9 protein-coding genes are annotated in these 15,588 nt (G+C 70.9%); 8 read left to right on the plus strand and 1 reads right to left on the minus strand.

Going from position 1 to position 15,588, the window contains the following annotated elements; genetic code table 11:
- The first annotated feature begins 48 nt into the window (after nt 1-48).
- The 7 genes from ACFYZ3_RS32125 to ACFYZ3_RS32155 all read left to right on the plus strand — a co-directional run bounded on the left by ACFYZ3_RS32125 (nt 49) and on the right by ACFYZ3_RS32155 (nt 12,588).
- Complete coding sequence (locus ACFYZ3_RS32125) at nt 49-4,338, plus strand: discoidin domain-containing protein (RefSeq protein WP_388525101.1); 4,290 nt, start codon at nt 49-51, stop codon at nt 4,336-4,338.
- A gap of 94 nt (nt 4,339-4,432) precedes the next feature.
- The gene (locus ACFYZ3_RS32130; RefSeq protein ID WP_388525104.1) at nt 4,433-5,446 is read left to right on the plus strand and encodes a LacI family DNA-binding transcriptional regulator; all 1,014 of its coding nucleotides are present in this window, start codon (nt 4,433-4,435) and stop codon (nt 5,444-5,446) included.
- A 151-nt stretch (nt 5,447-5,597) separates the two neighbouring features.
- Complete coding sequence (locus tag ACFYZ3_RS32135) at nt 5,598-7,013, plus strand: extracellular solute-binding protein (RefSeq protein WP_388525107.1); 1,416 nt, start codon at nt 5,598-5,600, stop codon at nt 7,011-7,013.
- Nucleotides 7,014-7,080: 67 nt separating this feature from the next.
- Entirely contained in the window at nt 7,081-8,040 is a 960-nt protein-coding gene (locus tag ACFYZ3_RS32140; protein ID WP_388525110.1) for a carbohydrate ABC transporter permease, read from the plus strand.
- Between the two features lie 18 nt (nt 8,041-8,058).
- A complete protein-coding gene (locus ACFYZ3_RS32145) occupies nt 8,059-8,934 on the plus strand; it encodes a carbohydrate ABC transporter permease (protein WP_388525113.1) in 876 nt (291 codons plus the stop codon).
- A 153-nt stretch (nt 8,935-9,087) separates the two neighbouring features.
- Nucleotides 9,088-10,692, plus strand: a complete 1,605-nt coding sequence (locus ACFYZ3_RS32150) for a glycoside hydrolase family 13 protein (RefSeq protein WP_388525116.1) — start codon at nt 9,088-9,090, stop codon at nt 10,690-10,692.
- Between the two features lie 114 nt (nt 10,693-10,806).
- On the plus strand, nt 10,807-12,588 hold the full coding sequence (locus tag ACFYZ3_RS32155; RefSeq protein WP_388525119.1) for a SpoIIE family protein phosphatase: 1,782 nt from the start codon (nt 10,807-10,809) through the stop codon (nt 12,586-12,588).
- Between the two features lie 16 nt (nt 12,589-12,604).
- Here the strand turns inward: ACFYZ3_RS32155 and ACFYZ3_RS32160 are convergent, their stop codons facing one another.
- Nucleotides 12,605-14,479, minus strand: a complete 1,875-nt coding sequence (locus ACFYZ3_RS32160; protein WP_388525272.1) for an ABC transporter ATP-binding protein — start codon at nt 14,477-14,479, stop codon at nt 12,605-12,607.
- A 195-nt stretch (nt 14,480-14,674) separates the two neighbouring features.
- On the opposite strand from ACFYZ3_RS32160, the gene ACFYZ3_RS32165 reads away from it, so the two are divergent.
- Nucleotides 14,675-15,574: a YbhN family protein gene (locus tag ACFYZ3_RS32165; protein WP_388525122.1), complete on the plus strand. Its 900-nt coding sequence runs from the start codon at nt 14,675-14,677 to the stop codon at nt 15,572-15,574.
- Nucleotides 15,575-15,588: the final 14 nt, after the last annotated feature.

The following is a 15,588-nucleotide window of genomic DNA, read 5'->3' on the forward strand; positions in this document are numbered from 1 at the left end:
CCGCGTAAATGTCAGAGAACATTGAGTGTCTACCTGATGTGGGGACAGATGAGAAACCGGAACTGGAGATCGCGGGCCCTGTGCACCGTGGTCGCGACCAGTCTCCTGGCGTTGGGAGGACCGCTGCTGTCGGCCACGGCAGCCGGTGGGCCCAACATCGCCGTGGGAGACGCCACCGCGGCGAGCAGCTCGCACGGTGAGTACGGCGCCGCCAACATCACCGACGGCAACCAGGGCACGTACTGGCAGAGCGGCGGCGGCAGCCTGCCCCAGTGGGTCCAGACCGACCTCGGTGCCACCGAGCGGATCGACGAGGTCGTCCTGAGACTGCCCGCCGGCTGGGAGAGCCGCGATCAGACGCTCTCCGTCCAGGGCAGCGCCGACGGCACGGGCTTCAGCACGCTCAAGACGTCCGCCACCTACGCCTTCGACCCGGGGTCGGGCAACACGGTCACCATCGCCTTCCCCGCCACCCAGACACGGTTCGTGCGGGTGAACATCACGGCGAACACCGGGTGGCAGGCGGCCCAGCTCTCCGAGCTGGAGGTGCACGCCGCCGGGGAGTCGTCCGTGAACCTCGCCGCCGGCCGGCGGCTGACGGCGAGCAGTTCCACGGGCGCGTACACCCCGGGCAACGGCAACGACGGCAACCGGGCCAGCTACTGGGAGAGCGCCAACAACGACCTGCCGCAGTGGCTCCAGGCCGACCTCGGTTCCGCGCGCCGGGTGAACCGCGTCGTACTGCGGCTGCCGGACGGCTGGCCGACCCGCAGCCAGACGCTGAAGATCCAGGCCAGTGACAACGGCTCGGACTTCACCGATCTGACCGCCGCGAAGGCGTACACGTTCGACGCGGCGGGCGGCCAGTCGGCCGCGGTCACCTTCGACGCGGCCACCGCGCGCTACGTCCGGGTCCTGGTGACGGCCAACACCGGCCAGCCCGCCGCCCAGGTCTCCGAGCTGGAGGTCTACGGCCCGCAGACGGGTGACACGCAGGCGCCCACGACCCCGGCGAACCTCGCGTTCACCGAGCCCGCCACCGGGCAGATCAGGCTGACCTGGAACGAGTCCTCGGACGACACGGCCGTCACGGGGTACGACATCTACGCCAACGGCGATCTGCTGACCTCGGTCGCGGGCGACGTCACCACGTACACGGACACCAGGCCGGCCGGCACCACGGTCACCTACTTCGTGCGCGCCAAGGACACGGCCGGCAACCAGTCGGGCAACAGCAACCCGGTCACCCGCCGTGCCGACACCGGCGACACGCAGGCACCCACGGCGCCCTCGAACCTCGCCCTCACCGAACCGGCCGCCGGGCAGATCAGGCTGACGTGGAGCGCATCCACCGACGACAGGGGCGTCACCGGGTACGACGTCTACGCCAACAACAAGCTCCGCAAGAGCGTCGCCGGTGACGTCACGACCTACACCGACACACAGCCGGCGTCGGCGAACGTGACCTACTTCGTGCGGGCGAAGGACGCGGCGGGCAACGAGTCGGGCGACAGCAACTCCGTGATCCGGGTCGGCACCGAGGACGGCTCGAACCTGGCCGTCGGCAAGCCGATCAGCGCCTCGTCCCACATCCACACCTACGTCGCCGAGAACGCCAACGACAACAGCACCTCGACCTACTGGGAGGGGGCGGCGGGCAGTTACCCGAACACGCTGACCCTGAAGCTGAGCGCGAACGCGGACGTCGACAGCGTCGTCCTCAAGCTCAACCCCGACGCCGGCTGGTCCAGGCGCACCCAGAACATCGAGGTGCTCGGCCGCGCCCAGGACGCGTCCGGCCTCACCTCCCTGGTGGCCGCCAGGGACTACGTCTTCGACCCCGCGAGCGGCGGCAACAGCGTGACGATACCCGTCGGCGCACGGGCCGCGGACGTCCAGCTGAAGTTCACCTCCAACAGCGGGGCGACGGCCGGGCAGGTCGCCGAGTTCCAGGTCGTCGGCACCCCGGCGCCCAACCCGGACCTCGAGGTGACCGGGCTGACCACGGCGCCCGACTCCCCCGTCGAGTCGGACGAGATCACGGTGTCCGCCACCGTGCGCAACAGCGGTGCCGCGGGCGCTCCGGCCGGGAAGGTCGCCGTCCGGCTGGGTGGCACCAGGGTCGCCACCGCCGACGTCCCCGCCCTGGAGGCGGGCGCGCAGCGCACGGTCAGCGCGTCCCTCGGGGCACGCGAGGCCGGTTCCTACGAACTGAGCGCGGTCGCCGACGAGGCGAACGAGATCATCGAGCAGAACGAGACCAACAACACCTACACCCGGCCCGATCCGCTGGTCGTCAAGCCGGTGCAGAGCTCCGACCTGGTCGCCGCCGCCGTCACCACCTCGCCGTCCAGTCCGGCCGCCGGTGACGACGTGACGTTCAAGGTCGCCCTGAAGAACCAGGGCACCCAGGACTCGGCGGGCGGCAGCCACACGGTGACGCTCGCGCTGGTCGACTCCAGGGGCAGCACGGTCAAGACCCTCACCGGCGCGCACTCCGGTGTCATCGCCGCCGGCTCGACGGCCCCGGCCGTGGGCCTCGGCACCTGGAAGGCGGCCAACGGCTCGTACTCCCTGAAGGTCACGGTCGCCGACGACGCGAACGAACTGCCGGTCAAGCGGGAGAACAACACCTCCACGCAGCCGCTGTTCGTCGGGCGCGGCGCGAACATGCCGTACGACATGTACGAGGCGGAGGACGGTTCGGTCGGCGGCGGTGCCACCGTGGTCGGGCCCAACCGGACCATCGGTGACATCGCGGGCGAGGCGTCCGGCCGCAAGGCCGTCCATCTGGACAAGACCGGCGAGTACGTCGAGTTCACCACGAAGGCGGACACCAACACCCTGGTGACCCGCTTCTCGATCCCGGACGCGCCGGGCGGCGGCGGCATCGACGCCACGCTGAACGTGTACGTCGACGGCGTCATGAAGAAGGCGCTGCCGCTGACGTCGAAGTACGCGTGGCTGTACGGCGCCGAGGCGTCGCCGGGCAACTCCCCCGGTGCGGGTGCCCCGCGGCACATCTACGACGAGGCGCACATCATGCTGGGCGAGACCGTCCCGGCGGGCAGCACGATCCGGCTGCAGAAGGACGCGGCGAACACCTCCGACTACGCGATCGACTTCGTCAACCTGGAGCAGGTCTCCGCGGCGGCGAACCCCGACCCGGCGGCGTACGCGGTGCCGGCCGGGTTCACGCACCAGGACGTGCAGAACGCGCTCGACAGGGTCCGCATGGACACCTCCGGCAAGTTGATCGGCGTGTACCTGCCGCCCGGCGACTACCAGACGTCGAGCAAGTTCCAGGTGTACGGCAAGGCGGTGAAGGTGGTCGGCGCCGGTCCCTGGTTCACGAAGTTCCACGCGCCCACCACGCAGGACAACACCGACATCGGGTTCCGTGCCGAGGCGAGCGCGAAGGGTTCGACGTTCGCGAACTTCGCCTACTTCGGCAACTACACGAGCCGCATCGACGGACCAGGCAAGGTGTTCGACTTCTCCAACACCTCGGACATCGTGATCGACAACATCTGGAACGAGCACATGGTGTGCCTGTACTGGGGCGCCAACACCGACCGGATGACGATCAAGAACTCCCGGATCCGCAACATGTTCGCCGACGGCATCAACATGACCAACGGCTCGACCGACAACCTCGTCTCCAACAACGACGCCCGGGCGACCGGCGACGACAGCTTCGCGCTCTTCTCCGCGATCGACGCGGGCGGCGCGGACATGAAGAACAACCTGTACGAGAACCTCACGACCACGCTGACCTGGCGTGCGGCGGGCCTGGCCGTCTACGGCGGCTACAACAACACCTTCCGCAACATCCACATCGCGGACACCCTGGTCTACTCGGGCATCACCATCAGCTCACTGGACTTCGGCTACCCGATGAACGGGTTCGGCACCGACCCGACGACCTTCGAGAACGTCTCGATCGTCCGGGCCGGCGGTCACTTCTGGGGCGGGCAGACCTTCCCGGGCATCTGGGTGTTCTCGGCGTCCAAGGTGTTCCAGGGGATCAGGGTCAACAACGTCGACATCGTCGACCCGACCTACAGCGGCATCATGTTCCAGACGAACTACGTGGGAGGTCAGCCCCAGTTCCCGATCAAGGACACGGTCTTCACCGACGTCTCCGTCACGGGCGCGCACAAGAGCGGCGACGCCTTCGACGCCAAGTCCGGTTTCGGCCTGTGGGCCAACGAGATGCCCGAGGCGGGGCAGGGACCCGCGGTCGGTGAGGTCACCTTCAACGGGCTGAAGCTCGACGACAACGCCGTGGACATCCGCAACACGACGTCCACCTTCAAGATCATTCGCAACCCGTAGACCTGGCCGCGACAAGGGCCCGACGATAGCCGTTGTCGGACAGGTCACCGACTGGCGCAAGTCTCTTGCGAAGACTTGCGCTAGTCTTGCGTTTGTGACGCGACGACTTGCTCAGGTGGCGAAGAAGGTTGGGGTCAGCGAGGCCACGGTCAGCCGGGTGCTCAACGGCAAACCGGGAGTCTCCGAGACGACCCGGCAGTCCGTACTGAGCGCGCTGGACGTCCTCGGCTACGAGCGGCCCACCCAGCTGCGGGGCGAGCGCGCCCGCCTGGTCGGCCTGGTCCTGCCCGAGCTTCAGAACCCGATCTTCCCCGCGTTCGCCGAGGTCATCGGCGGCGCCCTCGCCCAGCAGGGCCTGACCCCGGTGCTGTGCACCCAGACCAAGGGCGGCGTCTCCGAGGCCGACTACGTCGAGCTGCTGCTCCAACAGCAGGTCTCGGGGGTCGTCTTCGCCGGCGGCGGCCTGTTCGCGCAGGCGGACGCCCCGCACGACCACTACCGGCTGCTCGCCGAGCGCAACATCCCCGTGGTGCTCGTCAACGCCTCCATCCCCGATCTCGGCTTCCCCTGCATCGCCTGCGACGACGCCGTCGCCGTGGGACAGTCCTGGCGGCACCTGGCGTCGCTGGGCCACGAGCGCATCGGCCTCGTGCTTGGCCCCTCCGACCACATCCCCTCCCGCCGGAAGCTGGCCGCCGCGCGGCAGGCCGCCGAGGCGGCGCACGGCGCCCTGCCCGACGCGTACGTGGAACGCGCCATGTTCTCCCTGGAAGGCGGCCAGGCAGCCGCCACCCGCCTCCTGGCACGCGGCGTCACCGGCATCATCTGCGCCAGCGACCCCCTCGCCCTCGGCGCCGTCCGCGCCGCCCGCCGCCACGGACACCACGTACCCCACGACGTCTCCGTCGTCGGCTACGACGACTCCGCCTTCATGACCTGCACCGAACCACCCCTCACCACCGTCCGCCAACCCATCGAAGCCATGGGACGCGCCGCCGTCGACCTCCTCTGCGCACAAATCCAAGGCACCGAAGTCCCCCACAGGGAGCTGCTCTTCGAACCGGAACTGGTCGTCCGCGGCTCCACGGCGCAGGTTTCCACCAGGTAGCGAGAACCCGGCGTCTTCAACCACCTGTCAAACATTTACGAAATCAGCGCGAGATATTGCGTTCACTTGTTCACGGTGGTTGAGTGAGCGGCGCCCCACAACGCATCGGCGGTGGGGCGCCTTCCACGTTCATGCCCGAAGGGGACCACCCATGAGAAGTGCTCGGTTCCGCCGTACTCGCCGTGCCGGCGCCATCACGCTCGTCTCCGCCCTCACCCTGACCGCTCTCGCCGCCTGCGGCACGAGCAGCAGTGACGACGGCGGCGGTTCCGAAGGCGGCAGCGGGTCCTCCGACCCGGCCGCTCCGCTGGACCCGAAGACCAAGGTGACGATCACCATCGACTGCATGCCGCCGAAGGCGAAGGCGGCCGAGCTGAAGGAGTGGCAGGAGGACGTCAAGGAGTTCAACAAGACCTACCCCAACGTCACCATCGAGGGGCGCTCCACCCCGGGCCAGTGTCTGGAGCCGCCGCGCTTCACCGCGATGCTGAAGGCCAAGTCCCAGCCCGACGTCTTCTACACGTACTTCACCGACCTGCCCCAGGTGCTGGACAACGACGGCGCCGAGGACATCACGGCCTACGTCAACGACAAGACGGTCCCGGCGCTGGGGGACATCGACCCGAACGTCCTCGGCTCGCTCAAGCACGAGAACAAGCTCTACGGCCTGCCCACCAGCAACTACACGATGGGCCTGCTGATCAACCGCAAGCTCTTCAAGCAGGCCGGGCTCGACCCGGACACCCCGCCGCGCACCTGGGACGAGCTCCGCACCGCCGCCAAGAAGATCGCCGACCTGGGCGACGGCATCGCGGGCTTCGGCGAGTACAGCGCGGGCAACACCGGCGGCTGGCACTTCACCGCCCAGATGTACAGCCGCGGCGCCGACGTCGTGGACGAGAGCGGCAAGAAGGCGACCTTCAACAACGAGGTGGGCAAGGAGGTCGCCGAGAACCTCCACGCCATGCGCTGGGAGGACGAGAGCATGGGCAAGACCCAGCTGCTCCAGTGGGGCGACCTCCAGAAGCAGATCGCCACCGACAAGCTCGGCATGTTCCTCGCCGCGCCCGACGACATCACGTACATGGTGCAGCAGCTCGGCGCCGACTACGAGAACTTCGGCATGGGCCCGATCCCGGGCGGCAAGAACACCCTCGCCGGCGGCAACAGCTACATGATCAAGAAGGGCATCTCCTCCGACAAGATCAAGGCGGCCGTCGCCTGGCTCAACTTCGAGAACCTCACCGTCGGCAAGGGGCAGTTCGACTGGGCCCGCAAGAAGACGGACGAGCTGCCGGTGGGCCTCCCGCAGCCCAACTTCTGGCTGAACGAGTCGAAGAAGAAGGACGACGCGGCCCGGATCGAGCACGCCACGATGCCGGTCGAGAACTTCAAGTCGTTCATGGACACCCCGGTCCCGGGCCTGGCCGAGCCGCCGAAGGCCCAGGAGGTCTACAAGGTCCTGGACAACGTGATGTCCGGCCTCCTCACCAACGAGGACGCCGACGTCGACAAGCTGCTCTCCAGCGCGGAGCAGCAGGTCAACCAGGTTCTGGCCACGCAGTGACCGGCTCCCTCGGGGGGCGGGCCGCACCGCCCCCCGGGGCCCATGAGATCAGTCCCAAGGAGCGACGATGTCGGCCCCCAGCCTGACCCCGAGCAAGGCGGCCAGAGCCCGCCACGCCCAGCCGCCGGTGGACGGCCCGCCCCAGCGCGGCGGGTCGTTCGGCAGGAGCCTGAAGCGCAACCTCACCGCGCACGGCTTCCTGATCGGAGCGGTTCTCTGCTTCGCGTTCTTCTCCTGGTACCCGATGGTCCGGGAGTTCTTCCTCGCCTTCCAGAAGACGGACCAGGGCGAGGTCTCCTGGGTCGGCCTGGAGAACCTGGAGACGGTCTTCAACGACCCGGCCTTCTGGCAGGCGTGGCGCAACACCGCGCTGTTCACCGCGCTGGCGCTGGTGCTCGGCTTCGCGGTGCCGTTCGTCGTCGCGATCGTCATCAACGAACTGAGGCACGGCAAGGGGTACCTCCGGCTGCTCGTCTACCTGCCGGTGATGCTGCCCCCGGTCGCCTCGGTGCTGCTGTTCAAGTACCTGTACGACCCCGGCTACGGCATGCTCAACGAGGTGTTCGGGTTCTTCGGACTGCCCGAGCAGCAGTGGCTGCAGGACCCCGACCTCTCCATGCTCTCGGTGGTCATCGCCTCGACGTGGATGAACATGGGCGGCGCGGCCCTCATCTACCTGGCCGCGCTCCAGGGCATCCCGGGCGAGCTGTACGAGGCGGCGGAGCTGGACGGTGCCGGGCTGCTGCGCAAGATCTGGCACGTCACCATTCCGCAGACGCGGCTCATCCTGTCGCTGATGCTGCTGATGCAGATCATCGCCACGATGCAGGTCTTCGTGGAGCCCTTCCTGCTCACCGGCGGCGCCGGCCCCGAGGGTTCGACGACCACGGTCGTCTACCTCATCTACCAGTACGCCTTCAACTTCAACAACTACGGTGCCGCGGCGGCCCTCGGCCTGCTGCTCCTCGTACTGCTGGCCGGCTTCTCGGCGGCGTACGTGAAGCTCAGCCGCGCCGAGGACGAGTAGGGCCGGGGGAATCCACAGATGTCCACACGCACACTCATCTCACCGGCCCAGCTCGCCCGCCCGCGCGGCAAGGCGCTGTACTGGGTGGTCTTCGGCCTCGTCGTCGCCCTGTTCACCGTGGTCTTCCTGGGCCCGATGTACTGGATGGTCTCCAGCGGCTTCAAGGACACCCAGGAGGTCGTGCAGACCCCGCCGACGCTGGTGCCCGAGTCCTTCGAGCCCGACAACTACTCGCAGGCCTGGAACGTCATGGACCTGGCGAGCCTGCTGGGGAACACGCTGTTCTACGCGTTCGGCGCGCTCGCCTTCCAGCTGGTGTTCGACGTGGCGGCGGCCTACTCGCTGTCCAAGCTCCGGCCGGTCCTCGGCAAGGCCATCCTCGGTCTGATGCTGGCGACGCTGATGATCCCGGCGACCGTGCTGGTGGTGCCCCAGTACCTGACGGTGCTGGACGTGCCGATCTTCGAGCGCAACCTGCTGAACACGCCGTGGGCGATCTGGCTGCCCTCGGTGACCAACGCCTTCAACATCTTCCTGCTGAAGCGGTTCTTCGACTCGATCCCCCGGGAGCTGCTCGACGCCGCCTCCATCGACGGTGCCTCGCCGATGCGCACCCTCTGGTCGATCGTGCTGCCGATCTCGCGGCCGATCCTCGGCGTGGTGTCGATCTTCGCGATCGTGGGCGTCTGGAAGGACTTCCTCTGGCCCATGCTGACCCTGCCGGACCCCGCGAAGCAGACCCTGAACGTCGGGATCTACTCCCTGTCGAACGGGGTGCCCGTGAACGTGCTGATCGCGGCTCTCACCATGGCCTCACTGCCGACGCTCATCATCTTCCTGATCTTCCAGCGCAACATCATGAGCGGACTCACCGCCGGAGGGCTCAAGGGCTGAGGGGCCCGGGGCCGGGGCGCCTGCCGCCCGTCCTGCCTCCCCTTCCTCCTCTCCCTCCCGGCTCGTCCCGTCAACCTTCGCCGCCGGCCTGTCCGACGCCCCGCTCTGTCCGGGCCGGCGGCGAAGATCCACCCTGCCCGAAAGGACCGTCACGTGGCAGCCCCCAACTCGCACCGCACCGAAGACTGGTGGCGCGACGCCGTCATCTACCAGGTGTACCCCCGCAGTTTCGCCGACGGCGACGGCGACGGCACCGGTGACCTCGCGGGCGTGAGGGCGAGACTGCCCTACCTCGCCGAACTCGGCGTGGACGCCGTCTGGTTCACCCCCTGGTACGTCTCCCCGCTCGTGGACGGCGGCTACGACGTCGCCGACTACCGCACCATCGACCCCGCCTTCGGCACCCTGGGCGAGGCCGAGAAGCTGATCGCCGAGGCCCGAGAGCTGGGCATCCGCACCATCGTCGACATCGTGCCCAACCACGTCTCCGACCGGCACGCCTGGTTCCGGGCGGCGCTGGAGGCCGGGCCGGGCAGCGCGGAGCGGGAGCGGTTCCACTTCCGCCCCGGCCGCGGTGCCGACGGCGAACTGCCGCCCAACGACTGGCCCTCCCAGTTCTCCGGCCGCACCTGGACCCGGGTCCCGGACGGCGAGTGGTACCTGCACCTGTTCACCCCGGAGCAGCCCGACCTCAACTGGGCCCACCCCGAGGTGCGCCGGGAGCACGAGGACGTGCTGCGCTTCTGGTTCGAGCGCGGGGTGGCGGGCGTACGCATCGACTCCGCCGCGCTGCTCGCCAAGGACCCGGCGCTGGCGGACTTCGTGGAGGGCGTCGACCCGCACCCGTACATCGACCAGGACGAGCTGCACGACATCTACCGCTCCTGGCGCAAGGTCGCCGACGCGTACGGGGGTGTCTTCGTCGGTGAGGTGTGGCTGCCCGACGCCGAGCGCTTCGCGCGCTATCTGCGGCCCGACGAACTGCACACCGCTTTCAACTTCAACTTCCTGTCCTGCCCGTGGGAGGCGGACCGGCTGCGCCGCACCATCGACGACACCCTGGCCGAGCACGCCCCGGTCGGCGCCCCGGCCACCTGGGTGCTCTGCAACCACGACGTGACCCGCACGGTGACCCGGTACGGCCGTGCGGACACCGGCTTCGACTTCGCGAAGAAGGCCTTCGGCACCCCGACCGACCTCGCCCTGGGCACCCGGCGCGCACGGGCCGCCGCGCTGCTGACGCTGGCGCTGCCCGGCTCCGTCTACCTCTACCAGGGAGAGGAACTCGGCCTGCCCGAGGCGGACATCCCGCGCGAGCGGATACAGGACCCGATGCACTTCCGCTCCGGAGGCGTCGATCCGGGCCGGGACGGCTGCCGGGTACCGCTTCCGTGGGCCGCCGACGCGCCGTACTGCGGGTTCGGCTCGGAGACCGAGCCCTGGCTGCCGCAGCCGGAGGGCTGGTCGGCGTACGCGGCGGACCGCCAGGGCGCGGACCCGGAGTCGATGCTCTCGCTCTATCGCCGGGCCCTCGGCCTGCGACGGTCCACGGCGGGGTTCGGGGACGGCGGCCTGGACTGGCTGCCCGCGCCGGACGGCGTCCTCGCGTTCCGGCGTGCGGGCGGCCCGGTGTGCGTCGTCAACCTGTCCGCGGCACCGGTCGAGCTGCCCGCGCACAGCGCCGTCCTGCTCGTCAGCGGGCCGCTGGACGAGGCAGGCCGGCTGCCGTCGGACACGGCGGTGTGGCTGCGCGCCTGAGCCGTCGCCGGGCGGCACCCCCTGCCGGTGCGGACGCCGGAGGGGGGTCCGCCGTCGCCGGTCGTCCCGTGGCAGGGCAGAATCAGGACAGGAGGCCGTGGGAGGAGGCGACGCGTGCGGGAACGAGCGTGGCTGGGCGGGCTGCGCCGCCCCCCGAACCCCCTCGTGAGCGGGCACCGGGCGGCACGGGGCGCGCTGCGGTCGATGTCGGAGGCGCTCGGCGCGCGCCGCCGCCTGGCCTGGCTGAACGCGGCGGACCTGAGCATCGGCACCACGCTGGACGTGCGGCGGACGGCGGAGGAGCTGGCCGACTTCACCGTGCCCGAGCTGGCCGACGGTGCCGCCGTGGACCTGCTGGACTCGGTGCTGCGGTTCCAGGAGGGCGACCGGGTCACGGGAGGCGAGGCACCGCGGCTCAGGGCGATGGCGGTGTCGGAGGTCGAGGGCCTGAACCTGGCGCCCGATCCCGTCGGCGAGCTGTCGGTGCACACCGCCGACCGGCTGGGGCAGCGGTGCCTCACCACCCGCAGGCCGGTGCTGGTGTCCCGGATGACGCGCGCCGACTTCGCCGTGATCGCCCCCTCGCGCGAGTCGTCGGACATCATGCGCCGGGCGGGCGTCCACTCCTACCTGGCGGTGCCGCTGATCGCCCGCGGGGTGCTGCTGGGGCTCGCCGACTTCGTCCGGGCCGGGCATCGGGCGCCGTTCAACCGGACCGACGTGGCCCTGGCCATGGAGCTGGCGTCCAAGGCCGCCGTCTGCATCGACAACGCCCGCCTCTACGGGCGCGAGCGCGACCACGTGGTGACTCTCCAGCGGGCGCTGCTCCCCCGGTCCAGCCCGAGCACCCCGGGTCTGGACGTGACCTCGTGCTACGACCCGGCCGCCGATCCGGCCGCGGTGGGCGGCGACTGGTTCGACGTGGTCGCGCTGCCCAGCGGCCGCACCGCGCTGATGGTGGGCGACGTGATGGGGCGCGGGCTGGCCGCCGCCGCGACCATGGGGCGGCTGCGCACGGTGGCCCGGACCCTGATGGCGCTGGACATCGCGCCCGAGCGGCTGCTGGCCCGGCTCGACCTGGCCGCCCGCGACCTGGAGGAGGACCAGGTCGCCACCTGTCTGTGCGCGGTCTACGACCCGTACGGCAGCACCTACCGCATCGCCAGCGCCGGGCACCCGCCGCCGCTGCTGACCGGGCCGGACGGCGCGGTGTCGTTCCTGGACGTGCCCGCGGGGGCGCCGCTGGGGACGGGGGTGATCCCGTACGACCCGGTCGAGCGACCGGTGCCCGAGCGGAGCCGGCTGACGCTGTACACGGACGGGCTGATCAGGTCGCGCACGGCCGACCTGGGCACCCAGCTGGAGCGGCTGCGCGAGGCGGTGGGCGGCGGCGTGCCCGAGGACGGCACCGAGTGCCGGGCGGTGGCCGAGCGGGTCGGCGGCGACCGGTCGGACGACGCGATCGTCCTGGCCGCGTTCGCCCGGCCGCTCGGTCCGGACTGCGACGTGTACGTGCGGGCGCTGCCGCCGGACGGCAAGGCCGCCGGGCAGGCCCGTACGGCGGTGCGCGAGCAGTTGGAGCGGTGGGGCCTGGACGAACTGGTCGACACCACGGAGCTGGTGGTCAGCGAGCTGGTCGGCAACGCCCTGCGGTACGGGAACGCCCCCGGGGAGCTGCGGCTGCTGCGGCACGAGCGGCTGTCCGTGGAGGTCTCCGACTCCGGCCCCGACCTGCCGCAGATCCAGCACGCGGACGTGAGCGACGAGAGCGGGCGCGGTCTCCAGCTGATCAACATGATGTGCCGGCGCTGGGGGTCGTGCCGCACGCCCGACGGGAAGGTGGTCTGGGCGGAGCAGGACCTGCCGGTGCGGGCCGGGGCGCCCGGCCCGCAGTAGCGTCCCCGCGGCCGGCCTAGGCGGCCTTGTCGAGGGCCGGGCGCTCGAACTGGGTGCGGTGCAGTTGGGCGTAGCGGCCGTCGGCCGCGAGGAGTTCCTCGTGGGTGCCGCTCTCCACGATGCGGCCGGCCTCGACCACCAGGATGCGGTCGGCCGCCCTGACCGTGGACAGCCGGTGCGCGATCACCACGGCCGTCCGGCCCTGGAGGGCTTCGGTGAGCGCTTCCTGGACGGCCGCCTCGGAGGTGTTGTCGAGGTGGGCGGTGGCCTCGTCGAGGATGACGACACGCTGGCGGGCCAGCAGCAGCCGGGCGATGGTCATGCGCTGGCGCTCGCCGCCGGAGAGCCGGTAGCCGCGCTCGCCGACCACGGTGTCGAGCCCGTCCGGCAGGGACCGTACGAGGTCGGCGAGGCGGGCCCGGCGCAGCGCCTCCCACAGCTCGTCCTCGGTGGCGCCCGGCCGGGCGAGGAGCAGATTGGCCCGGACGGTGTCGTGGAAGAGGTGGCCGTCCTGGGTGACCATGCCGACGGTGTCGCGCAGCGACCGGGCGCTCAGTTCGCGCACGTCGACGCCGCCGACGCGGACGGTGCCGCCGTCGGTGTCGTACAGGCGCGGCAGCAGCTGGGCGATGGTGGACTTGCCGGCGCCGGACGATCCGACGAGGGCGATCGTCTGCCCCGGTTCCGCGCGGAAGGAGAGGCCGTGCAGGACCTCTTCGCCGCCGCGGGTGTCCAGGGTGGCCACCTCTTCGAGGGAGGCGAGGGAGACCTTGTCGGCGGACGGGTAGCCGAAGCGGACGTCGTCGAACTCGACGGCGACGGGGCCGTCGGGGACCGGGCGGGCGTCGGGCCTCTCGTCGATGAGCGGGGCCAGGTCGAGGACCTCGAAGACCCGCTCGAAGCTGACGAGGGCGCTCATGACCTCCACGCGGGCCCCGGCGAGCGCGGTGAGCGGCGCGTACAGACGGGTCAGCAGCAGGGCCAGCGCGACGACGGCTCCCGCGTCCAGGGTGCCGCGCAGGGCGAAGAAGCCGCCGAGGCCGTAGACGAGGGCCAGGGCGAGGGCGGAGACCAGGGTGAGCGCGGTGATGAAGGCGGCCTGGGCGGTGGCGGTGCGCACCCCGATGTCGGCGACGCGGCGGGCCCGGTCGGCGAACTCGGCGGACTCCTCCTCCGGGCGGCCGAACAGCTTGATCAGGGTGGCGCCGGGCGCCGAGAATCGCTCGGTCATGCGGGTGCCCATCGCGGCGTTCAGGGCCGCGGCCTCGCGCTGCATACGGGCCATGCGGCGGCCCATCCGCCGCGCGGGGAGGACGAACACCGGGAGCAGCACCAGGGCGAGCAGGGTGATCTGCCAGGACAGGGTCAGCATCACCGCGAGGGTGAGCAGCAGGGTGACCACGTTGCTGACCACGCCGGAGAGGGTGTTGCTGAAGGCGCGCTGGGCGCCGATGACGTCGTTGTTGAGACGGGAGACGAGCGCTCCCGTACGAGTACGTGTGAAGAACGCGACCGGCATGCGCTGCACATGATCGAACACGGCCGTCCGCAGATCGAGGATGAGTCCCTCCCCGAGCGTGGCCGAGAGCCTGCGGGAGAAGACGCCGAGCACCGCCTCCGCGACGGCGATGAGCGCGATGAGCAGGGCGAGGCGCACGACCGTGCCCTCGTCGCCGTCCGACACGATCGCGTCGACGACCTTCCCGGCCAGCACCGGGGTGGCGACGGCGAGCAGTGCGGTCGCCATCCCGAGCAGCACGAAGCGGACGATGCGGCGGCGGTGCGGGCGGGCGAACGCGCCGATGCGGCGCAGGGTGGCGCGGGCGAAGGGACGGCGCTCGTCTTTGGCGTTCATGACGCTGTACAGCTGCGTCCACGCCGTGGTCTCCATGCTCATGCCGACGACGGTAGAACCTCGACCAACATTGAGGTCAAGACGGCACGGTCCGCGGTCCGTAAGCCGCAATCCGCGCGTCGGCCACCCGTAGTTGGCGCGCCTGGGGGAATGTCTTGTGCTGTGACGACTGCGGTTCGAGCCTCCGAGAAGCCACTTCTGCACCGTGTGCCGGTCCGAAGGATCCTGTGTGTGCTCCCGCTGCTCCTGGTGGGCGTGGTCGCGGTGCGGCACCGGTCCGTGCTGGCCGACGGCTTCGGCCAGCTCGCCACCGCCCGGTGGCCCTGGCTGCTGGCCGCGGCCGGCGCGACCTGTCTGACCTGGGTTGCCGCCGCCTGCACCCGGCAGGGCGCGGTGGTGGAGCGGCTGCCCGCGCGGCGGCTGCTGGCCACCCAGTTCGCGGCCGGCGCGGCCAACCACCTGCTGCCGACGGGCCTGGGCGCGAGCGCGGTGAACCTGCGGTTCATGACGGTGTGCGGGCTGCCGCTGGCCCGATCCTCGGCCGCGCTCGCGCTCTACCTGCTGGCGGAGAGCGTCGGCCGCCTCGCCGTACTGGGCGCCCTGCTGATCGCGTTCCCCGGCGCGCTGCGGCTCGGCACCCTGCTGCCCGAGGGAGCCGTGGGACCGCTGCTGGTGGTCGCGGGCGCGGTCCCGGTCGTGGCGGCGGTGGTGCTGGCGCTGCTGCCGCGGTTGCGCGGGGCGCTGCTCTCCTTCCTGCGGACGGCACTGGGCGAGGCCCGGTCGGTGCATGCCCGGCCGGTTCGCGCGCTGGCGTTGTGGGGCGGCGCGCTGGCCTTCCCCCTGTTGCAGGCCTCGGCGCTGGTCCTGGTGGGGCGGTCGCTGGGGCTGCCGCTGCCGGCCGGGCACATGGCGGTGGCGTATCTCGCGGCGACGGTCGCGGTGGCGCTGGTGCCCACGCCGGGCGGCATCGGTTCGGTCGAGGCGGCGCTGGTCGTGGCGCTGGTGGCGGCGGGCGGGCCGGCGGCCGTGTCCACGGCGGTGGTACTGGCGTTCCGGCTGCTGACGGTGTGGCTGCCGCTGCTGCCGGGGGCGCTGACACTGGCGGCACTGGTGCGGATGCGGGTGATCTGAGCGGCGGCCCGGGA

The sequence above is a fragment of the Streptomyces sp. NPDC001599 genome, from assembly GCF_042893535.1.
Taxonomy (GTDB): Bacteria; Actinomycetota; Actinomycetes; order Streptomycetales; family Streptomycetaceae; genus Streptomyces.